Source organism: Citrobacter sp. Cpo065 (genome assembly GCF_030332805.1).
In the GTDB taxonomy this organism is placed as follows: domain Bacteria; phylum Pseudomonadota; class Gammaproteobacteria; order Enterobacterales; family Enterobacteriaceae; genus Citrobacter; species Citrobacter portucalensis.
In genome coordinates, this window is the sequence record NZ_JAOWHC010000024.1 from 14,870 (window position 1) to 36,813 (window position 21,944).

Genomic DNA, 21,944 nt, shown 5'->3' on the forward strand with positions numbered 1-21,944 from the left:
GCCATCTGGCTTCGCCTGCATGCATTTATATACAAACCAACGCTGTTTCGTGTGCCGTGGCAACCTGTCGGTGCCAACCTAAAACTTCGGGGGAATATTCTATACACAACGACAAGGGATGTCGTTAGTCTGCGGGAATTTATCCGAGAAATAATTCACGCTGCCGTCGTAATGACGACAACGTGAACGATTATCGGTGATTAGTGAATGCCACCAATACGGCTTAAACGCACACCGGTCGGCCATTCACCTTCTTGCTTATCGAAACTCATCCAGATAGCGGTCGCTTTACCAACCAGATTCGCTTCCGGTACAAATCCCCAGTAACGGCTGTCCGCGCTGTTATCACGGTTATCACCCATCATGAAGTAGTGTCCCGGCGGAACGATCCATGTTGCCAACGGCTGACCAGGTTGACGGTAATACATCCCCACCTGATCCTGCGCAATCGGCACGGTCAGAATGCGGTGCGTAACCTCACCCAGCGTTTCTTTACGCTCAGAAAGGCGAATACCGTTCTCTTTCGTTTCGTTCAGCGGAACTTCAAAGAAGCCGCTGGTCGCTTCACCGCCGGTACGACGAGCAAAGGTCTGTACAAAATCACTTGGCTGAACATCAGAGTACGTTACCGGCAGCGCGTTTTCACACGCCTGACCGGAACGGCATCCTGGCTGAATAGTCACCTCTTTCGCCACTGGATCGTACGTTACTTTGTCTCCCGGTAAACCGACAGCACGTTTAATGTAGTCCAGACGCGGATCTTCCGGGTATTTAAACACCACGATATCACCGCGTTTCGGATGACCGGTTTCGATCAACGTTTTCTGGTAAATCGGATCTTTAATCCCGTAGGCGAATTTCTCCACCAGGATAAAGTCACCGATAAGCAGCGTCGGCATCATCGAACCTGACGGGATCTGGAATGGTTCATAGATAAATGAACGCACCACCAGCACAATCGCCAGTACCGGGAAAACGGACGCCCCGGTTTCCAGCCAGCCTGGCTTAGGTGCCACTTTTTTCAGCGTAGCTTTATCCAGTGAATCACCTGCAGCAGCTTGCGCTGCTGCCTGACGCTCCCGGCGCTTTGGCGCGAAGATGAATTTATCTACGCACCATAAAATGCCCGTCACCAGTGTGGCAATCACCAGAATCAGGGCAAACATGTTCGCCATGCCAACTCCTTAAGATTATTTGCTGTCTTTACCGACATGCAGAATGGCGAGGAACGCTTCCTGCGGCAGTTCGACGTTACCGATCTGCTTCATGCGCTTTTTACCCTCTTTCTGTTTTTGCAGCAGCTTTTTCTTACGGCTGATATCGCCACCGTAGCATTTCGCCAGAACGTTTTTACGCAGCTGCTTAACCGTTGAACGCGCGATGATGTGCGTACCAATGGCCGCCTGGATCGCGATATCAAACTGCTGGCGAGGGATCAGATCTTTCATCTTCTCAACCAGTTCACGGCCACGGCTCTGGGAGTTGTCGCGGTGGGTAATCAGCGCCAGCGCATCGACACGTTCGTTGTTGATAAGGACATCAACACGCACCATGTCAGACGCCTGGAAGCGTTTGAAGTTATAGTCCAGCGACGCGTAGCCGCGAGAGGTCGACTTCAGACGGTCGAAGAAATCGAGTACGACTTCCGCCATTGGAATCTCATACGTCAGCGCCACCTGGTTACCGTGGTAAACCATGTTGGTCTGGACGCCACGCTTCTCGATACACAGGGTGATGACGTTGCCAAGGTAAGCCTGCGGCAGCAGCATGTGACACTCAGCGATCGGCTCACGCAGTTCGTAGATGTTGTTCAGCGGCGGCAGCTTGGACGGGCTATCGACGTAGATAGTCTCTTTCGCCGTGGTTTCGACTTCGTAGACTACGGTCGGCGCGGTGGTGATCAGATCCAGATCGTATTCACGCTCCAGACGTTCCTGAATGATCTCCATGTGCAGCAGACCAAGGAAGCCACAACGGAAGCCGAAGCCCAGCGCGGTAGAGCTTTCCGGTTCGTAGAACAGGGAGGCGTCGTTCAGGCTCAGTTTGCCAAGCGCGTCACGGAAGTTTTCATAGTCGTCAGAGCTCACCGGGAACAGACCGGCGTAAACCTGCGGCTTCACTTTTTTAAAGCCTGGCAGCGGTTTGTCTGCCGGGTTACGCGCCTGCGTCAGGGTATCGCCAACCGGTGCGCCGAGGATGTCTTTAATCGCACAAACCAACCAACCTACCTCGCCGCATTTCAGCTCGGTACGGTCAACCTGTTTTGGCGTGAAGATGCCCAGACGGTCAGCGTTATAGACCTGACCGGTGCTCATTACTTTAATTTTGTCGCCTTTACGCATGGTGCCGTTTTTAATACGCACCAGTGACACCACGCCAAGGTAGTTATCGAACCAGGAGTCGATGATCAGCGCTTGCAATGGGCCTTCCGGATCGCCTTCCGGCGGCGGAATGTCGCGTACCAGACGTTCAAGAACGTCAGTGACGCCAACGCCGGTTTTCGCCGAGCAGCGAACGGCATCTGTCGCATCGATACCGACGATATCTTCGATCTCTTCCGCTACGCGTTCAGGATCGGCGGCTGGCAGGTCAATTTTATTCAGTACCGGTACTACTTCCAGATCCATTTCCATGGCGGTATAGCAGTTAGCCAGGGTCTGCGCTTCTACGCCCTGTCCGGCATCAACAACCAGCAATGCGCCTTCACAGGCAGCAAGCGAGCGGGAAACTTCATACGAGAAGTCAACGTGGCCCGGGGTGTCGATAAAGTTAAGCTGATAGGTTTCACCATCAGATGCTTTGAAATCGAGCGTCACGCTCTGCGCTTTGATAGTAATACCGCGCTCACGCTCAAGATCCATCGAGTCGAGAACCTGCGCTTCCATTTCACGGTCAGACAGGCCACCGCAGATCTGGATAATACGGTCAGACAGCGTCGATTTACCGTGGTCGATGTGAGCTATGATTGAAAAGTTACGTATGTTCTTCATATAGTGTAATTATTGTGCCTTACGCCCGCCGGAGCAGGCTCTGAGAAGTCGCTGATCTGAGCTTAACGTCTGTTTAAGTGAAACGCCGCATTCTACACTACAACGCTGAGGCGAGGAAACGTTCATAGAGCAAGGATAGCGGGAACTGGAAACAACCTTGCAAAGTCGGTGAAACTTTTGCCGGATGGCGGCATAAACGCCTTATCCGGCCTACGCCTGCATCTGAGCACGCTGTAGACCTGATAAGCGCAACGCCATCAGGCAAAGATATCACTGCTGGGTTTCGACGCGAATAAGATCGGGTGGGAGAGCAACGTTCAGAATGACCGGCTGCCAGGCTTCGCGCTCAGCAAGCTTACGAGAGTATCCACGAGCAATCAGGAATCCGCCCACGCCCCCCAGCACTGCGCCGCTTAATGCCGCAAGATCGGAACCAAACAGCACCTGGAACAGCGCTGCGAAAAGAAACAGTCCCGCCAACGGAGACATGTAGACCAGCATCGCCGAACCCAACAGGCTACCTTCGGCAATGCCCAGTTCAACTTTTTGACCAGGGGTCAAGGGTTCGTCGCAGGGCACCACGATAGTGTGTGTGGTCTGTGGTCCCAGTTTGTTCAGTACGCGGCTCCCGCATCCGGCCCGAGAAGCACAGCTGCTACATGATGCTTTAACATCACAGCTGACCGTCGCCAGACCATTTTGCCAGGAGACGACCGTCGCCCACTCTTTAATCATTGTGCTGCCCTGAACTTGATATTGTCCGCGATACGCTTCGCCGTTTGTGGTGGAAGCTCGCCCACAATCGTAATTTCCGCGTTATCACGCACGCTGGTGCTGACCGTTCTGCGGCCAGTACGCAGCAGTTGATCGGCGCTGTTCTGCGTCGCACGGTTTACGTTCACGGAGAAACTAAACAGGCCATCAGAATAAAGGCGTGATTCAATCGGCATGTTATCCATCGTCGGCAGCGGACGTCGACTGCTTGAGACCTCACTGAAACCTTGTGGCAACCACGACGGACTCCAGTTGAAGTTGGTTTTCTCGCCTGCAGGAACCGACAGCAACGGTGGTAAATTCGCTTTTGCTAACGTCTGCATGCTGTCGCTAACACCGTTATTCACGGTAAAGGAGATTACACGGAACTGTTCCAGCGTTTCGCCATCACGATCGAGGAGATCGACACGCATTGGCAGTTTGGTCTCCGTGTCCATCCAAACGATATAGCTGTAACGGGTGCCGTCACGCGCCACAACGCGGATCACTTCACAGAGCCGATCGGCAATACGGGTGCGGCCTACTGAGATAAAATCATAGTAGGGAGCAAGGCGTTTGAAATCGGTGTAAATCAGGGATGGCAGAGAGTCAACGATATAGTCGCCGTTCAATGTGAACGGTTCGAGACCAGGCTCAAAATAGCTAATTTCGTTGCCGCGTTGCACAACTTCCCGGCGCGGTCCATCCATTTGTAATAGTTGCGCGAGTGGACGGTTATCCTGGCGGGCATGACGATAACGTAGGGATTCAACACCCTGCTTATTGATGCTGACAAATGACAGCTCATAGGTTAGCGACTGGCTGGCCAGATTCATCTGCTGCAACAACGCCCCGGACGCAGGATTGGCCGAGGCGTTTACAGAGAAGAACAGGCTACCAGCCACAAGTGACATGGCAAACCAAAGTTGCTTCATTACTGCGATTGCGTTCCTAAAGTTTGAATTCCTGGCACCTGCACAGCGGCTTGCTGTGTTTGGGCCTGCTCAAACTGAAGCTGTTCAGAGTGCAGTCGACGTTGCAATTCGTAATCCTGCAACATGGCATTAATACGACGACGCTGCTCCTGTACCTGCTGTTGTTGACCGCCGCTGGCCGTCGCGTCAGAAGGTACACCCAAGCTAACCGGACTGGCTTTACCCATCATCGGTAATGTATTAAATACCGGTGTTTCGGGCTGCTGGGACGTTTCAGATTGCCCATTATAGTGCTGGACGCCAACGATAACTGCAAGTGATACGCACGCGGCCACACCCATTTGGGTAAGCTGCGCGGCCCACGGACGCATTTTCTTCCAGAATGGCATTTTCTGCCACTGGTGCGGTGCTGGCTGGGCCTCAGGAATCAATGGCGCCGTCTGGCGTACTGGCTCATCCTGGATGGCGGCCATTACGCGGGCGGAAATATCGAAATGGAGAACGTCGGCGGTATCACCTCGCATGGAATCGCGAATCAGGTGATAACTCTCCCAGGTTTTTTGCATTTCCGGGTCGTGAGTTAGCTCTTTGAGTAACTCAGTATCCAGCGTTTCGCCATCCATTAAAGCGGAAAGTTTCTCTTTCTGCATGCCTAATACCTTTTCCAGTATCCCGCTATCGTCAACGCCTGATAAGCGGTTGAACTTTATTATCAATAGCTTCCCTCGCTCGGAAGATACGTGAACGCACCGTACCTACCGGACAATCCATGATAGCGGCTATCTCTTCATAGCTCAGGCCATCCAGCTCCCGCAAGGTTATTGCCATGCGTAAATCTTCCGGGAGGGACTCAATAGTTCGGAAAACTATCTGTCTCAGTTCTTCTGACAACATTAAGTTCTCAGGGTTCGAAATTTCTTTCAGCGCACCGCCACTTTCGTAATTTTCTGCTTCAATCGCATCAATATCACTGGAAGGTGGACGACGCCCCTGAGCGACCAGGTAATTCTTCGCTGTATTGACTGCAATACGATACAGCCAGGTATAAAAAGCACTATCTCCCCGGAACGAGTCCAGCGCACGATAGGCTTTGATAAATGCTTCTTGTACTACATCGGGTACATCACCCGACGGTACATAGCGAGAAACCAGACTCGCCACCTTATGCTGATAGCGCACTACCAGTAGGTTAAAGGCTTTCTGATCTCCCTTCTGGACCCGTTCTACCAGGACCTGGTCCGTTAACTGCTCGCTCATCCGAGGTAAAGTCTCCCCAAACCAAATTTCCACGCGCTTTCGAAACGCCACTCCATCAGCTTCACTATGAGCAAGCAAATGCTTAGAGTGCTCAAGTTTCGTAAAGTTCCGTTACGCATTGTTTTTTGTTTGTCATGTTGTAGACAGGTCTTATCTCTCATTATAAGTCTACATAACCCGATCAACGCACTATCTGTACAGAAATGCCCATTTCACCGCTTGCAGAGTAACCCAACGGGCACTTTATTTCATCACATAATCTGATGCTAACGGCCTGCTTCACAAAATATTTTTGCCTATTTCGCCCTCATCATGCTTTTCCTTCATGTTTAGTCATTGCAACACATTTAAAAATAAAACGTGCAGTATCGCGCAATGTGGTGCTATGGTGACCAAACACTGTTTAGTAAATTAAACAAACATCATGAATACGACTCCTGAATTATCCTGTGACGTGCTGATCATTGGCAGCGGGGCTGCCGGACTCTCACTGGCGCTGCGCCTGGCTGAAAAACATCAGGTTATTGTCCTGAGCAAAGGGCCGGTCAGCGAAGGCTCGACATTTTATGCCCAGGGGGGTATTGCCGCGGTTTTCGATGAAACCGACAGTATCGACTCCCACGTTGAAGATACGCTGATTGCCGGGGCCGGGCTGTGCGATCGCCATGCGGTTGAATTTGTCGCCAGCAATGCTCGCACCTGCGTTCAATGGCTTATCGATCAGGGCGTCTTATTCGATACACAGGTTCAGCCTAACGGCGAAGAGAGCTATCACCTGACCCGTGAAGGCGGTCACAGCCATCGACGCATCCTGCACGCTGCGGATGCTACCGGCAAAGAAGTCGAAACCACCCTCGTCAGCCAGGCACAAAATCACCCCAATATCCGGGTTCTTGAGCGTAGCAACGCCGTCGACCTAATTGTCTCCGATAAAATCGGTCTGCCGGGAACGCGTCGGGTTGTCGGCGCATGGATCTGGAATCGTAATAAAGAAGCCGTCGAAACCTGCCATGCGAAGTCGGTAGTGTTGGCCACCGGCGGCGCGTCAAAGGTGTATCAATACACCACCAATCCGGATATTTCCTCGGGTGACGGGATTGCAATGGCCTGGCGCGCGGGATGTCGCGTCGCCAACCTGGAGTTTAACCAGTTTCACCCGACAGCGCTGTATCATCCGCAGGCGCGCAATTTTCTGCTGACCGAAGCGCTGCGCGGCGAAGGAGCGCACCTGAAGCGCCCGGACGGTTCACGCTTTATGCCCGATTTTGACGAACGTGGCGAATTGGCTCCCCGCGATATTGTCGCCCGCGCCATTGATCATGAAATGAAGCGCCTTGGTGCAGATTGCATGTTCCTCGATATCAGCCATAAGCCGGAAGAATTTGTTCGTCAGCATTTCCCGATGATTTATGAAAAGTTGCTGGGATTGGGCATTGATTTAACCAAAGAGCCGGTTCCCATCGTGCCTGCCGCGCACTATACCTGCGGCGGTGTGATGGTGGATGACTTTGGCCGTACCGATGTCGACGGGCTGTATGCGATCGGCGAAGTGAGTTACACCGGCCTGCATGGCGCCAACCGGATGGCATCGAACTCATTGCTGGAGTGTCTGGTTTATGGCTGGTCCGCGGCTGAAGATATCGACAGGCGCATGCCTTATGCTCGCGGCGTTAGCACGCTCCCGGGCTGGGATGAAAGCCGGGTAGAAAATCCGGATGAGTTGGTTGTTATCCAGCATAACTGGCATGAGCTGCGGCTGTTTATGTGGGATTACGTCGGTATTGTGCGTACGACCAAGCGCCTGGAGCGCGCTCTGCGCCGTATCACCATGCTGCAACAGGAAATCGACGAGTATTACGCCCATTTCCGCGTGTCGAACAATTTGTTGGAACTGCGCAATCTGGTACAGGTTGCCGAGCTGATTGTCCGCTGCGCAATGATGCGCAAAGAGAGTCGGGGCCTGCACTACACGCTGGATTACCCAGAGCAGCTTCCAGAAGCCGGCCCGTCCATTCTCTCGCCGCTAAGTCATCACATAAACAGGTAAAACGCCTGGGTCAGCGCCGTGTAACCTTCAGAGTAACGTTGGTCTGGCCCACGAATCACCAGCCTGTCGCTAAAGCACTCCCCGGCCTGCGGGGAGAATGCCAGCAATACCCGATGCGGTAGTCGGGCTTCCGTTTCTGCTACATCCGTACGTAATCGCAGATGCCAGCCCATACTTAATGCCTGCTGGGTAAACGCGTTCCCAATCTGTTCCGGCAGCACTACACAAAAAAAACCTTCTTCCGTAATGCTGTCCGCCGCCAGCGTAAGCAACGCCTGGTGATCGAGCGTGGTGGTATAGCGCGCCTGCTCGCGCTGCGGTGTAGCACATTCCACGCCCTGTTCATAATAGGGAGGGTTGCTGATTATCAAATCAAAACGCACGGTCTGACGCGGTATCCACTGCTGCGCATCTTCTGTATGAACACTCACGCGATACATCCACGGAGATTGCGCGATGTTCTCCTGCGCCTGCTGCGCGGCATCGACATCAAGCTCCACGGCGTCAATGATGACGTTTTCATCAGTGCGCTGGGCCAACATCAGCGCCAACAGGCCACTCCCGGTACCAATATCCAGGATCCGCTTTACGCCCGCAACGGGGGCCCAGGCCCCCAATAAAATGCCGTCTGTTCCGACTTTCATTGCACAGCGATCGTGTGCCACAAAAAACTGCTTAAAAGTAAATCCATTACGTCTCAGTACGGATGTAGACTGGGGCATGAAGAACAACCTTCCTGGAAAAAAAACGATAACATAGGACAAAAACAATACCTGAGAAGGTATATCCATACAAACAGATGAAGATTGCAGCCGTAACGTCTATAATCAGCGCCCCACTCAGAGGTAGAACATGACTGTAACGACTTTTTCCGAACTTGAACTCGATGAAAGCCTTCTGGATGCCCTCCAGGAAAAAGGTTTCACTCGCCCGACCGCCATTCAGGCTGCCGCCATTCCGCCTGCGCTCGATGGCCGTGATGTACTCGGTTCTGCGCCGACAGGCACCGGTAAAACGGCGGCATATTTGCTGCCAGCGTTGCAGCACCTGCTCGACTTCCCGCGCAAGAAATCTGGTCCGCCGCGCATTTTAATCCTGACGCCAACGCGCGAACTGGCGGTGCAGGTTGCCGAACACGCTCGTGAACTGGCGAAGAATACGCATCTGGATATCGCTACGATTACCGGCGGCGTGGCTTACATGAACCACATGGAAGTCTTTAGCGAAAACCAAGACATCGTGGTCGCCACCACGGGTCGTCTGCTGCAATACATTAAAGAAGAAAACTTCGACTGCCATGCGGTTGAAACGCTAATTCTCGATGAAGCAGACCGTATGCTGGACATGGGCTTTGCCCAGGACATCGAGCATATCGCCGGTGAAACACGCTGGCGTAAGCAAACCATGCTGTTTTCCGCCACGCTGGAAGGCGATGCGATTAAAGATTTTGCCGAGCGTCTGTTGGAAGACCCGGTCGAAGTCTCAGCGGATCCGTCCACCCGCGAACGCAAGAAGATCCATCAGTTTTACTACCGTGCCGATGACATCGAGCACAAAACTGCCATGCTGATCCACCTGTTAAAACAGCCGGAAGCGACTCGCTCGATTGTCTTCGTACGCAAACGTGAGCGTGTGCACGAACTGGCAGGCTGGCTGCGCCAGGCGGGCATTAATAACTGCTATCTCGAAGGCGAGATGGTGCAGAACAAACGTAACGAAGCGATCAAACGCCTGACCGATGGTCGTGTGAACGTGCTGGTAGCAACCGACGTTGCCGCTCGCGGGATCGATATTCCTGACGTCAGCCACGTGTTTAACTTCGACATGCCGCGCAGTGGCGATGCCTATTTGCACCGTATTGGCCGTACCGGTCGTGCTGGCCGTAAAGGCACTGCGATCTCTTTGGTTGAAGCGCACGACCACCTGCTGCTCGGCAAAGCGAGCCGCTATATTGACGAACCGCTGAAAGCTCGCGTCATTGACGAACTGCGTCCAACCACGCGCGCGCCAAGTGAGAAATCTAACGGTAAGCCATCCAAGAAAGTGCTGGCGAAGCGCGCTGAGAAAAAGGCGAAAGAGAAAGAGAAGCCGCGGGTGAAAAAACGTCACCGCGACGCCAAAAATATCGGCAAACGTCGTAAGCCGAGCGGCGCTGCTACCCAGCAGTCCGACAAAGAGTAAACCGAATGCCGGGCCATTTAGCCCGGCATTTTTTCACGTGATGCAAAACTCTCTTCAATGCACTCAAGAAACACCCGCATCGCCGGGCTAACGACTTTTCCGGCATGATAACCACACAATGCCGTAATTAACTCAGGTTGTTCACTGAACGGTAATTCAATCAACTCCCCTGAACGTAACTCTTTCTCGACGGCAAAATGCGGCAAAAAGCTGATCCCAAGATTTGCCGATACGCACTGCTTAATGCTTTCAATGCTCCATAACTCAATGGTATTTTCCAGCGTAATCTGTCGTTTACGCAGTAGCCCCTCGAAGCGTTGTCTGAAAATACATTGCGGCTCATTAATGATAAAACTGCAGGGAATGTGCTGGTTATGCTGAGTAAAATCAACGTGCTGAAGCAGTGGCGAAGCAACTAATGCCAGTGACTGATCGCCAAGCGGCATCAACTCCAGGGCATCGTCATTACCCACCCGATAAAAGACCCCCAGATCAACATCATCACTGAGCAATGCATCGCGAATGACATAACAGTTGAGCGACTGTAAAGACAGCCGCACATGGGGCGCACGTTGTTTAAATCGCTGTAAAACCTGCGGCATTTTATACGCCAGCAGCGTTTCGCCTGTTGCGACACGTAGATCGCCGCTCGGCTGCGCATCCTGATGTGCCGACTGTCGAATCGATGCCATCACGCGCGTCAGGTCATGGATATGCGGCATCAGCCGTTTTCCCTCACTGGTGAGACACATCCGGCGACCAATTTTTTCAAACAACTGCACCGAAAGCTCTTGCTCAAGCTGTTGAATATGAAAGGTAACCGTTGATTGCGTACAGCACAGTTTTTGTGATGCCCGCAGAAATGAACCCTCTTCCACCACCGTTTTTAGCGTAATAAACCGACGTAAATCCATCCGCACCAACCCATCGAAAATATCGAACTCAGAATGCAAAAACATTCATTTTTTTTAATATTTTGCCTCGGGTACTGTCTACCAAAACAGAGGAGATAACAAGTGACCCCCACGCTTTTAAGTGCATTCTGGACCTATACATTGATTACCGCGCTAACCCCCGGACCAAACAACATCCTTGCGCTCAGCGCCGCGACGTCACACGGTTTTCGTCAGAGTACACGCGTACTGGCCGGAATGAGTCTGGGCTTTTTAATCGTCATGATGATGTGCGCCGGGATTTCATTTTCACTGGCGGTCATGGATCCAGCCATCATCCATTGGCTTAGTTGGGCTGGGGCCGCTTATATCCTGTGGCTGGCGCTGAAGATCGCCACCAGCCCGACCTCGAACGATAGATTGCAGTCAGAGCCGATTAGCTTCTGGGCAAGTTTTGGCTTGCAGTTTGTTAACGTGAAAATCATTTTGTACGGCATTACCGCGTTATCCACGTTCGTATTACCGTACACTCAGGACGCCCACTGGCTGATTGGGGTGAGTATTCTGTTAGCGCTGATCGGCACCTTCGGGAATGCCTGCTGGGCGCTGGCGGGCCATCTTTTTCAGCGCGTTTTTTGCCATTACGGTCGACAGTTGAATATCATTCTGGCGCTGCTGTTGGTGTATTGCGCGGTGAGGATCTTTTACTAACAGATGCAAAAAAGCGGAAGACGCACTGGCATCTTCCGCTTTTTGATTCTCTGCTAAACGGGGTTATTCCCCGTGAGCCTTACAGGCTCTCAGTAAAGGTACGAGCAATAACGTCGCGCTGCTGTTCTGGGGTCAGAGAGTTGAAACGCACTGCATAACCCGAAACACGGATGGTCAGCTGCGGATATTTTTCCGGATGCTTAACTGCATCTTCCAGCGTTTCGCGACGCAGAACGTTCACGTTCAGGTGCTGACCACCTTCCACGCGGACTTCCGGCTGTACGTCTACCGGTACTTCACGGTATTCGATTTCGCCCAGTTTGCTGACTGCAACAACTTCATCAGCATTGAAACCTGCTTTCGCAACGATGCAGCGAGCTTCGCCTTTTTCGCTGTCCAGCAGCCAGAAAGAGTTCAGCAGGTCGTCGTTTGCAGCTTTAGTAATCTGGATACCTGTAATCATTTGATGCCTCCCCGGCAAAATTATTTGATCTCGGTTGGCCGTCATCCGGCCAATTGGTAAAACCATTGTTGCTTGAGTGTATATATACCCCTCACACACCCTTGAATCTTTGATTTAAATCAACAAAAACCACACATGAAAAGTGGTGATAGGTGGATTTTATTGTTTTACATCAACTTACGCCATGTGCGCAGCTAAACTTTTTACATAAATTTTCAACTATCTTTAAGGGGTAGACCATTGAGTAACGTACAGAATTTTGCGACGTCGAAAGAAGCAGTTAAGCTAGGGGGATTGAAAATTCGCAGGAGAGCGAGATGGCCACCGAATTAACCTGGCACGATGTGCTGGCTGAAGAGAAACAGCAGCCTTATTTTGTTAACACACTGCATACTGTTGCCGGCGAGCGTCAATCGGGAATGACAATTTATCCGCCGCAAAAAGATGTGTTTAACGCTTTTCGCTTTACCGAGCTTGGTGACGTGAAAGTCGTCATCCTGGGTCAGGATCCTTACCACGGTCCAGGCCAGGCACACGGTCTCGCGTTCTCTGTTCGCCCCGGCATTGCCACTCCACCCTCGTTGCTGAATATGTACAAAGAGCTGGAGGCAACAATTCCAGGCTTCACGCGCCCAACGCACGGATATCTGGAAAGCTGGGCACGCCAGGGGGTACTGTTACTTAACACCGTACTCACCGTCCGCGCCGGCCAGGCACATTCTCACGCCAGCCTTGGATGGGAAACATTTACCGATAAAGTCATAAGTCTGATTAACCAACATCGGGAAGGCGTGGTTTTCCTGCTCTGGGGTTCTCACGCACAGAAGAAAGGCGCGATTATTGATACGCAGCGTCACCATGTGTTGAAAGCGCCCCACCCATCACCGCTCTCTGCGCATCGCGGTTTCTTTGGCTGCAATCACTTTGCACTGGCGAATGAATGGCTGGAACAACGAGGTGAAAAGCCAATTGACTGGATGCCAGTGTTACCCGCAGAAAGCGAATAAAAAAATGCCAGCGATTCGCTGGCATTTTTATTATCAGGCTTTGTTTTGACGCCACCACTCCGCGAGCAGCACGCCTGTTGCCACAGAAACGTTGAGCGTTTCTACCTTGCCAGTGCCGTCAATTGCAACGCACAGATCGTCGGCTGAGCATGCTGCTTCTGGCAGAGCTTCACGCTCACGCCCTAATACCAGCACCATTTTTTCCGGCAGCGTGGTAGTAAACAGCGGTTTGCCTTTCGCGCTTGAGGTCATCACAACCGTGTAACCCGCCTGGCGGAAGTCGTCCAGCACATCAACAATGCTGTCGCCGGTAATCGGCTGAACGTGCTCAGCTCCGCCTTCAGCGGTACGGATGGCCGCACCTGATTCCATCAGCGCCGCATCCTGAACCACTACGCCTTTCACACCGAAGTGCGCGCAGCTACGCATCATGCCGCCCAGGTTATGCGGGTTAGCGATATCTTCCAGTGCCAGCACACAATCCTGCGCCCCTGCCTGACCGACCCACTGCTTAACGGTAGTACCGTTACGTTTTTTGATCAGGAAACAAACGCCACCGTGGTGTTCTGTGCCAGAGGCTTTCGCCAGCTCGGCTTCGTCAACCACGTGATAGGCTTTGCGGTTTGCCGCCATCCAACGTAATGCTTCTTTAAAGCGCGGGGTTACGCTCTGAACAAACCAGGCGCGGACGATGGCGTCCGGACGACTCTGGAACAGAGCCTGACAGGCATTCTCACCGTAAACGCGGGTTTCTTCCGCACGCTGACGGCGTAATACTTCAGGATCGATAAAGCTCTTACCGCTAATACCGCCGTGATCGGCTTTATCCGCTGCGTCATCATTCGGTGCGCGGGACACGGTACGCCACGGTGAATCTTCACGTCTGTGGTCACGTTCTACATCGCGGTCACGACCACGTTCACGACCGCGTTCGCTGTTCGGACCCTTTCGGTCATCACGGGCAGGGCGACGACCGCCTTCGGCTCGGGAAGTACCGGGGCGACCGCCGCCTTTTCCGGTACGTGGATTTTGGGTGCGTTTATCCGAGTCATCGTCACTGCGGACGTACATCACTTTGACCTTGCCGTTTTTGTTCTTCAGTTCGTCGCTCATGTTTTTCTCCACCTGCTCTGCGCGAAGCGCGCAGATTACCCGATGTGCACGTCGTTAGCCATTATTTCATTTAAAAGCTAAGGACTATTGTACTCATTGAATAAAACGCATTGTTGTTTAGAACAGACTCCCCGATAATATGTAACATAATAGAAACATACTGGCGTTCCTGCCGTGAAGTCCACTCCACTCATCCAGAGGTTAGTTATGAATACCGTTTGTACCAGCTGCCAGGCTATCAACCGCATCCCCGACGATCGTGTCCAGGAAGCGGCTAAATGCGGACGCTGTGGTCACGACCTGTTTGATGGGGAGGTGATCAATGCGACCGGTGAGACACTGGATAAACTGTTAAAAGACGATCTCCCGGTGGTCGTTGACTTTTGGGCCCCCTGGTGTGGTCCATGTCGTAACTTCGCCCCGATTTTTGAAGATGTCGCGGAAGAGCGTAGCGGTAAAGTGCGTTTTGTTAAAGTGAATACGGAAGCCGAGCGTGAACTCAGCGCCCGTTTCGGTATCCGCAGCATTCCGACCATTATGATTTTCAAAAAAGGGGAAATCGTCGACATGCTTAACGGCGCTGTACCAAAAGCCCCGTTTGATAGCTGGCTTAACGAATCATTATAATCTCTACGGGGCGCATCTTGTGCCCCGTTTTCACCTCTGCGACAATAGCGTTTTTCAACGTGTTTCCCCATGACCGATAACGCTGTTCTTCAGTTACGCGCTGAGCGCCTCGCGCGCGCCACGCGTCCTTTCCTTGCCCGAGGTAATCGCGTCCGCCGCTGTCAGCGCTGCCTGCTGCCGCAGAAACTCTGCTTGTGCGCAACGCTGGCACCCTCTGAGGCAAAAAGTCGCTTTTGTCTGGTGATGTTTGATACCGAGCCGATGAAGCCCAGCAACACGGGGCGTTTAATTGCTGATATTCTGCCCGATACCACGGCTTTTCAGTGGTCACGCACCGAGCCGCCGCAGGCGCTGCTGGAACTGGTGAAAAATCCGGATTACCAGCCGATGGTTGTATTCCCGGCCTCCTATGCGGGTGAAGAGCGTGAAGTGATTTTCACGCCACCAGCCGGTAAGCCCCCATTGTTTATCATGCTCGACGGCACCTGGCCTGAGGCGCGTAAAATGTTCCGCAAAAGCCCGTACCTCGATAACCTACCGGTGATCTCCGTTGATTTATCACGCCTTTCTGCTTACCACCTGCGTGGCGTTCACGCTGAAGGGCAATATTGCACTGCCGAAGTGGCCATCGCCTTGTTGGATCTGGCGGGAGATACGCAAGCCGCAGAAGGGTTAAGCGATCATTTCACTCGCTTTAAAACCCGCTACCTGGCAGGAAAAACTCAACATCAGGGAAGCGTCACAGCAGATTCCTCAGAAAACGTTTAAAATCATTCGGTCACTGGTGTCATTAAGGAAGCCGATATGAGTCAGCGTGGTCTGGAAGCACTACTGCGACCGAAATCCATTGCGGTGATAGGGGCGTCAATGAAGCCTAATCGCGCGGGTTACCTGATGATGCGTAACCTGCTTGCCGGCGGTTTCAATGGGCCTGTTTTACCGGTGACGCCCGCATGGAAAGCGGTGCTGGGCGTACTGGCATGGCCCAATATCAACAGCCTGCCCTTTAGCCCGGATCTCGCCGTGTTGTGCACCAATGCCAGCCGTAACCTGGCGTTACTCGAAGCGCTTGGCGAGAAAGGCTGTAAAACCTGCATTATTCTCTCAGCTCCCGCGGCGCAGCACGCAGAGCTACTGGCCTGCGCATCACGCTACAACATACGTTTGCTGGGCCCCAACAGCCTGGGACTTCTCGCGCCCTGGCAAGGGCTTAACGCCAGCTTTTCCCCCGTACCGATTAAGCGCGGCAAGCTGGCTTTTATCTCTCAATCCGCTGCCGTATCCAATACCATACTCGACTGGGCACAGCAGAGAGAAATGGGCTTTTCTTACTTTATCGCGCTGGGTGATAGCCTGGATATCGACGTTGATGAGCTGCTGGATTACCTGGCGCGCGACAGCAAAACCAGCGCGATATTGCTGTATCTCGAACATTTAAGTGATGCCCGACGCTTTGTTTCCGCCGCCCGCAGCGCCTCGCGCAATAAACCTATTCTGGTGATTAAGAGCGGTCGTAGTCCAGCGGCGCAGCGTTTACTGCATACCAGCGCCGGGATGGACCCTGCGTGGGATGCCGCTATTCAGCGCGCCGGTTTACTACGCGTACAAGACACACACGAGCTGTTCTCGGCGGTCGAAACCCTGAGTCACATGCGTCCACTACGTGGCGACAGGCTGATGATCATCAGCAATGGGGCCGCGCCTGCCGCACTGGCATTAGATGAACTGTGGTCAAAAAATGGCAAGTTGGCGACGTTGAGTGAAGACACCTGCCAGAAATTACGTGATGCGTTGCCTGAACATGTTGATATCGCCAACCCGCTGGATCTGCGTGATGATGCCAGCAGCGAACACTACGTTAAGACACTGGATATTTTGCTCGCCAGCCAGGATTTCGACGCGCTGATGGTGATTCATTCACCCAGCGCAGCCGCTCCCGGAACCGAAAGCGCACTGGCATTGATTGAAGCGGTAAAGCATCACCCCCGAGGAAAATTCGTCTCGTTGCTGACCAACTGGTGCGGAGAGTTTTCCTCTCAGGAAGCCCGCAGACTGTTTAGCGAAGCCGGACTGCCCACCTACCGCACGCCGGAAGGTACCATCACCGCATTTATGCATATGGTGGAGTATCGGCGAAACCAGAAGCAGCTGCGGGAAACGCCTGCGCTGCCTGACAGCCTGACCTCCAACACCGCCGAAGCGCATAATCTGTTACAGCGGGCGATTGCTGAAGGAGCGACATCGCTTGATACCCATGAAGTGCAGCCGATTTTACAGGCTTATGGCTTACACACGCTGCCAACGTGGATCGCCAGCGACAGCGCGGAAGCTGTACACATCGCGGAGCAAATCGGCTACCCGGTGGCGCTCAAGCTGCGTTCTCCTGATATTCCGCATAAATCAGAAGTTCAGGGGGTGATGCTCTACCTGCGTACAGCCACTGAAGTGCAACAGGCCGCCAATGCAATTTTCGATCGGGTAAAAATGGCCTGGCCGCAGGCACGCATTCACGGCTTATTAGTGCAAAGTATGGCGAATCGCGCCGGCGCTCAGGAGCTTCGCGTCGTCGTTGAACACGACCCGGTATTTGGCCCGTTGATTATGTTGGGTGAAGGTGGTGTTGAGTGGCGACCGGAAGATCAAGCCGTGGTGGCATTGCCGCCATTGAACATGAATCTGGCGCGCTATCTGGTGATCCAGGGGATCAAAAATAAAAAGATCCGCGCGCGCAGCGCACTGCGCCCATTGGATATCGCCGGGTTGAGCCAACTTCTGGTGCAGGTCTCCAACTTGATCGTCGATTGCCCGGAAATTCAGCGTCTGGATATTCATCCGCTGCTGGCCTCGGCCGGAGAATTTACCGCGCTGGACGTTACGCTGGATATTGCCCCTTTCACGGGAGATAACGAAAGCAGACTGGCTGTACGTCCCTACCCTCATCAGCTTGAAGAGTGGGTGGAGTTGAAGAACGGCGAGCGCTGTCTGTTCCGCCCCATTTTGCCGGAGGATGAACCTCATCTTCAGCAGTTCATTTCTCAGGTGACAAAAGAAGATCTTTATTATCGCTATTTCAGTGAGATCAACGAATTTACCCACGAAGATTTAGCCAATATGACGCAGATCGACTACGATCGGGAAATGGCCTTTGTTGCGGTGCGTTGTAAAGATAATCACGAAGAGATCCTCGGCGTAACGCGAGCAATCTCGGATCCTGATAACGTAGACGCTGAGTTTGCCGTACTGGTTCGTTCCGATCTCAAAGGGCTTGGACTGGGTCGCCGATTGATGGAAAAATTAATTGCCTATACTCGAGATCACGGACTTATACGTTTGAATGGTATTACGATGCCGAACAATCGTGGGATGGTCGCCCTGGCCCGAAAACTCGGGTTTGTTGTTGACGTCCAGCTCGAAGAGGGAATTGTTGGGCTAACGCTTAATCTGGCCCAATGTGAGGAATCGTGAGTAAGGTACTGGAAATGTTGACCACATTAATGGGTACTGGTGGTATCATTGCCCGCTTATGTCGTCTGCATAGCACAGAGGACCCTTCAATGAACAGAGAAGAAATGCACTGTGATGTTGTCAAAATTTAAGCGTAATAAACATCAACAACACCTTGCCCAACTACCCAAGATTTCTCAGTCAGTTGATGATGTAGATTTCTTTTATGCTCCCGCTAATTTCAGGGAGACTCTGCTGGAAAAAATAGCCAGCGCGACGCGACGGATCTGCATTATTGCGCTGTACCTGGAACAGGATGACGGTGGTAAAGGCATACTTGACGCTCTCTATGCGGCAAAACGGCAGCGTCCTGAGCTGGATGTCCGGGTGCTTGTCGACTGGCACCGAGCCCAGCGCGGTCGTATTGGTGCTGCGGCATCCAATACCAATGCTGACTGGTATTGCCGAATGGCGCAAGAAAACCCTGGTATCGATATTCCTGTCTATGGCGTTCCGATTAACACCCGCGAAGCGCTTGGCGTCCTGCATTTCAAAGGCTTTATCATTGATGACAGCGTCCTGTACAGCGGGGCCAGTCTGAACGATGTTTACCTGCATCAGCATGATAAATATCGCTATGACCGTTATCAGTTGATTCGCAACGCGCAAATGGCCGATATCATGTTCGATTGGGTGACGCAAAACCTGATGAACGGTCGCGGCGTTAACCGTCTTGATGATATCAACCGCCCTAAAAGCCCAGAAATTAAAAACGACATCCGCCTGTACCGTCAGGAACTGCGCGATGCGTCATTCCATTTTCAGGGTGATGCTGATAACGAACAGCTTTCGGTTACGCCTCTGGTGGGCCTTGGGAAATCCAGTCTGTTAAATAAGACCATTTTCCATCTTATGCCCTGCGCGGAGCACAAGCTTACAATCTGTACCCCTTATTTCAACCTTCCCGCCATACTGGTGCGCAATATCATTCAACTGCTGCGTGAAGGGAAAAAGGTTGAAATCATTGTCGGTGATAAAACCGCCAACGACTTTTTCATCCCGGAAGATGAGCCATTCAAGATCATCGGTGCGCTGCCTTATCTGTATGAAATAAATCTGCGCCGTTTCTTGAGCAGATTGCAGTATTACGTGAATACCGACCAGTTGGTCGTGCGCTTATGGAAAGATGATGACAATACCTATCATCTGAAAGGTATGTGGGTTGATGATAAATGGATGCTGCTCACCGGCAACAACCTTAACCCTCGTGCCTGGCGTCTGGATCTGGAAAACGCCATCCTTATCCACGATCCTAAGCAAGAGCTCACCCCTCAGCGCGATAAAGAGCTGGAGCTTATCCGTACGCATACTACCGTCGTTAAGCACTATCGCGACCTGCAAAGCATTGCTGACTATCCAGTCAAAGTGCGTAAGCTCATCCGTCGACTACGCCGTATTCGTATCGACAGATTAATTAGCCGTATTCTGTAATCAAGACCCCGTCCAGTGACGGGGTTTTTCATATGGAGGCAACGGTGCGCCTGTTCATTCTTACCAGTATCCTTGCCATTTCGGGCTGCAGCCATATGGCTAACGACCAGTGGAGCGGGCAAGACAAAGCTCAACACTTCATCGCCTCCGCCATGCTTGCCGCAGCCGGCAATGAATATGCCCAACATCAGGGCAACAGCCGCGATCGCAGTGCGGCTATCGGCCTGATGTTCTCAGTCAGTCTGGGCGCGTCAAAAGAGCTGTGGGACAGCCGTCCCGCTGGGAGCGGCTGGAGCTGGAAGGACTTCGCCTGGGATGTTGCAGGCGCATCTACCGGCTATGCGGTCTGGCAACTGGCACATTACTAGAGGCGCAGACCTTTCCCCTTCCCATGCAGCATTAGCGATACTAAAAACGCAACGACTGCCAGCGCAGTGACGTACCAGAAGAATGTCGTTTCCATACCAACAGACTTCAGGGACAACGCGACATATTCGGCTGAACCGCCAAACAGCGCATTGGCCAACGCATAAGATAAGCCGACCCCAAGAGCGCGCACCTGCGCCGGGAACATTTCGGCCTTCAGAATACCGCTAATTGACGTATAGAAACTGACGATTAACAGAGCACACATCACCAGAGCAAACGCCATATACGGGGATGTTACGCTTTGCAATGCTGTCAGAATGGGAACGGTGAAAATCGCGGCCAACGCGCCAAAACACAGCATTGAAGTACGCCGGCCAATTTTGTCTGACAAGGCGCCGAACAGCGGTTGTACCAGCATGAACACACACAGTGCCGCCGTCATAATCCCGCTGGCTACGTTGGCATGCATACCGGCTGTGTTAACCAGGTACTTCTGCATATAGGTTGTGAACGTGTAAAAACACAACGAACCCGCGGCGGTAAAGCCAAGCACCATGACAAAAGCTTTGCGATTACGCCACAGACCTTTCAGGGAACCCGCTTCTTTCAGCGCGCGAACATCCTGTTTCGAGGTTTCATCCAGTTGGCGACGCAGCCATAGCGCAACTATAGCCAGCACGGCGCCCAACGCAAATGGAATACGCCAACCCCACTCTCTGAGCGCTGAGTCTTCTAACGTGTGCTGTAATATGACCACAACCAGCAATGCCAGTAACTGTCCGCCGATTAACGTTACGTACTGGAATGAAGCATAAAAACCTTTCTTACCTTCAACGGCGACTTCACTCATATACGTCGCGCTGGTTCCGTATTCACCACCGACAGATAACCCCTGGAATAGCCTTGCCAGCAGTAATAGCGCAGGCGCCCAGGTACCGATAGTTTCATATCCCGGTAGACAAGCGATCACCAACGATCCCATGCACATCATACAAACGGACAGCAACATGGACTTTTTACGCCCGTGCTTATCCGCGATACGGCCAAACAGCCAGCCTCCAATTGGTCGCATCAAGAAGCCAGCGGCAAAAACGCCGGCGGTTTGTAAGAGTTGTGTGGTGGTATTTCCTGATGGAAAAAAGATATGAGCAAAATAAAGAGAGCAGAATGAATAGATATAGAAATCAAACCATTCGACCAGATTCCCTGATGATGCTCCGACAATCGCCCATATACGACGACGGGTATCGCCGTCTGCCAGCGCCCCGTTCTCAGTTACACTACTATCAGCCATTAGAATTGTACCCCTGCCAACGATCGCGTGAATTTATCAATGATGGTTGTGTGTTTTTTAGTGAATAGAATGTTATATAATTGTTATATCTTATTGTGCGGTAAAGATCACGATTTTAATTAGCAGAGAAAGGATTCAGATATGTTCGAGGGAGAGATCCGTGTAGTAGATCGAGACAGTGTGCTTTTGTTGGTCGATTAAGGCTGTTACGTCGAATCCGGCAATGTACTGCCGCGTTGCCTGATGCGCTGCGCTTATCAGGCCTACAAAATACGTTCAGCCCGGCCCCTGTAGGCCGGATAAGGCGGCACGCCGCATCCGGCGGTTTTCATCCCGCACAGACGCAAAAAAGCCCATCCGTCAGGATGG

At 52.4% G+C, this 21,944-nt stretch carries 21 protein-coding genes; 9 read left to right on the forward strand and 12 right to left on the reverse strand.

Annotated elements, in window-relative coordinates; translation table 11 throughout:
• Positions 1-200 precede the first annotated feature (200 nt).
• The 7 genes from lepB to rseD all read right to left on the reverse strand — a co-directional run bounded on the left by lepB (position 201) and on the right by rseD (position 6,096).
• Positions 201-1,175, reverse strand: coding sequence for a signal peptidase I (lepB, locus tag OGY68_RS05475; RefSeq protein WP_057066710.1), 975 nt, complete (start codon positions 1,173-1,175; stop codon positions 201-203).
• A 15-nt stretch (positions 1,176-1,190) separates the two neighbouring features.
• A complete protein-coding gene (lepA, locus tag OGY68_RS05480; protein ID WP_003037577.1) occupies positions 1,191-2,990 on the reverse strand; it encodes a translation elongation factor 4 in 1,800 nt (599 codons plus the stop codon).
• Between the two features lie 270 nt (positions 2,991-3,260).
• Positions 3,261-3,725: a SoxR-reducing system protein RseC gene (gene rseC / locus OGY68_RS05485; RefSeq protein ID WP_003037576.1), complete on the reverse strand. Its 465-nt coding sequence runs from the start codon at positions 3,723-3,725 to the stop codon at positions 3,261-3,263.
• Positions 3,722-4,678 carry a sigma-E factor regulatory protein RseB gene (gene rseB / locus OGY68_RS05490; protein WP_003835334.1) on the reverse strand — a complete coding sequence of 319 codons (957 nt, stop codon included), beginning with the start codon at positions 4,676-4,678 and terminating at the stop codon, positions 3,722-3,724. The genes rseC and rseB overlap by 4 nt, the downstream gene beginning before the upstream one ends.
• Positions 4,678-5,328, reverse strand: coding sequence for an anti-sigma-E factor RseA (gene rseA, locus OGY68_RS05495; protein ID WP_008785497.1), 651 nt, complete (start codon positions 5,326-5,328; stop codon positions 4,678-4,680). The genes rseB and rseA overlap by 1 nt, the downstream gene beginning before the upstream one ends.
• Before the next feature lie 31 nt (positions 5,329-5,359).
• The gene (rpoE, locus tag OGY68_RS05500; RefSeq protein ID WP_003037573.1) at positions 5,360-5,935 is read right to left on the reverse strand and encodes an RNA polymerase sigma factor RpoE; all 576 of its coding nucleotides are present in this window, start codon (positions 5,933-5,935) and stop codon (positions 5,360-5,362) included.
• Positions 5,932-6,096: a rpoE leader peptide RseD gene (gene rseD / locus OGY68_RS05505; RefSeq protein ID WP_122973798.1), complete on the reverse strand. Its 165-nt coding sequence runs from the start codon at positions 6,094-6,096 to the stop codon at positions 5,932-5,934. The genes rpoE and rseD overlap by 4 nt, the downstream gene beginning before the upstream one ends.
• 263 nt (positions 6,097-6,359) lie before the next feature.
• On the opposite strand from rseD, the gene nadB reads away from it, so the two are divergent.
• Positions 6,360-7,982, forward strand: a complete 1,623-nt coding sequence (gene nadB / locus OGY68_RS05510; RefSeq protein WP_003037572.1) for an L-aspartate oxidase — start codon at positions 6,360-6,362, stop codon at positions 7,980-7,982.
• Here the strand turns inward: nadB and trmN are convergent.
• Positions 7,967-8,704 (reverse strand): tRNA(1)(Val) (adenine(37)-N(6))-methyltransferase TrmN, encoded by a 738-nt coding sequence (gene trmN / locus OGY68_RS05515; protein WP_057066708.1) that lies wholly within the window; start codon positions 8,702-8,704, stop codon positions 7,967-7,969. The two genes, nadB and trmN, sit on opposite strands and share 16 nt — an antisense overlap.
• Before the next feature lie 130 nt (positions 8,705-8,834).
• Here trmN and srmB point away from each other — a divergent pair, with 130 nt between their 5' ends.
• Positions 8,835-10,163, forward strand: coding sequence for an ATP-dependent RNA helicase SrmB (srmB, locus tag OGY68_RS05520; protein ID WP_057066706.1), 1,329 nt, complete (start codon positions 8,835-8,837; stop codon positions 10,161-10,163).
• A gap of 17 nt (positions 10,164-10,180) precedes the next feature.
• On the opposite strand, the gene OGY68_RS05525 is transcribed toward srmB, so the two are convergent.
• Positions 10,181-11,077 (reverse strand): LysR family transcriptional regulator, encoded by an 897-nt coding sequence (locus tag OGY68_RS05525; RefSeq protein ID WP_100247265.1) that lies wholly within the window; start codon positions 11,075-11,077, stop codon positions 10,181-10,183.
• A gap of 102 nt (positions 11,078-11,179) precedes the next feature.
• On the opposite strand from OGY68_RS05525, the gene eamB reads away from it, so the two are divergent.
• The gene (gene eamB / locus OGY68_RS05530) at positions 11,180-11,767 is read left to right on the forward strand and encodes a cysteine/O-acetylserine transporter (protein ID WP_057066704.1); all 588 of its coding nucleotides are present in this window, start codon (positions 11,180-11,182) and stop codon (positions 11,765-11,767) included.
• A 79-nt stretch (positions 11,768-11,846) separates the two neighbouring features.
• On the opposite strand, the gene grcA is transcribed toward eamB, so the two are convergent.
• Positions 11,847-12,230 (reverse strand): autonomous glycyl radical cofactor GrcA, encoded by a 384-nt coding sequence (grcA, locus tag OGY68_RS05535; RefSeq protein ID WP_003037563.1) that lies wholly within the window; start codon positions 12,228-12,230, stop codon positions 11,847-11,849.
• Positions 12,231-12,547: 317 nt separating this feature from the next.
• On the opposite strand from grcA, the gene ung reads away from it, so the two are divergent.
• Entirely contained in the window at positions 12,548-13,237 is a 690-nt protein-coding gene (gene ung, locus OGY68_RS05540; protein WP_057066702.1) for a uracil-DNA glycosylase, read from the forward strand.
• Between the two features lie 33 nt (positions 13,238-13,270).
• Here ung and OGY68_RS05545 read toward each other — a convergent pair whose 3' ends face one another.
• Positions 13,271-14,350 (reverse strand): tRNA/rRNA methyltransferase, encoded by a 1,080-nt coding sequence (locus OGY68_RS05545; RefSeq protein ID WP_286616879.1) that lies wholly within the window; start codon positions 14,348-14,350, stop codon positions 13,271-13,273.
• A gap of 207 nt (positions 14,351-14,557) precedes the next feature.
• On the opposite strand from OGY68_RS05545, the gene trxC reads away from it, so the two are divergent.
• The 5 genes from trxC (at position 14,558) to OGY68_RS05575 (ending at position 20,280) form a co-directional block, all read left to right on the forward strand.
• Complete coding sequence (gene trxC, locus OGY68_RS05550; RefSeq protein ID WP_008785506.1) at positions 14,558-14,977, forward strand: thioredoxin TrxC; 420 nt, start codon at positions 14,558-14,560, stop codon at positions 14,975-14,977.
• Between the two features lie 69 nt (positions 14,978-15,046).
• On the forward strand, positions 15,047-15,745 hold the full coding sequence (gene tapT / locus OGY68_RS05555; protein ID WP_003835347.1) for a tRNA-uridine aminocarboxypropyltransferase: 699 nt from the start codon (positions 15,047-15,049) through the stop codon (positions 15,743-15,745).
• Positions 15,746-15,781: 36 nt separating this feature from the next.
• Entirely contained in the window at positions 15,782-18,442 is a 2,661-nt protein-coding gene (locus OGY68_RS05560; RefSeq protein ID WP_057066699.1) for a bifunctional acetate--CoA ligase family protein/GNAT family N-acetyltransferase, read from the forward strand.
• 114 nt (positions 18,443-18,556) lie between these two features.
• Positions 18,557-19,912, forward strand: a complete 1,356-nt coding sequence (gene pssA, locus OGY68_RS05570; RefSeq protein ID WP_003835350.1) for a CDP-diacylglycerol--serine O-phosphatidyltransferase — start codon at positions 18,557-18,559, stop codon at positions 19,910-19,912.
• 32 nt (positions 19,913-19,944) lie between these two features.
• Positions 19,945-20,280, forward strand: coding sequence for a YfiM family lipoprotein (locus OGY68_RS05575; RefSeq protein ID WP_153687927.1), 336 nt, complete (start codon positions 19,945-19,947; stop codon positions 20,278-20,280).
• On the opposite strand, the gene OGY68_RS05580 is transcribed toward OGY68_RS05575, so the two are convergent.
• Positions 20,277-21,575 carry an MFS transporter gene (locus tag OGY68_RS05580; protein WP_057066697.1) on the reverse strand — a complete coding sequence of 433 codons (1,299 nt, stop codon included), beginning with the start codon at positions 21,573-21,575 and terminating at the stop codon, positions 20,277-20,279. The genes OGY68_RS05575 and OGY68_RS05580 overlap by 4 nt on opposite strands.
• Positions 21,576-21,944: the final 369 nt, after the last annotated feature.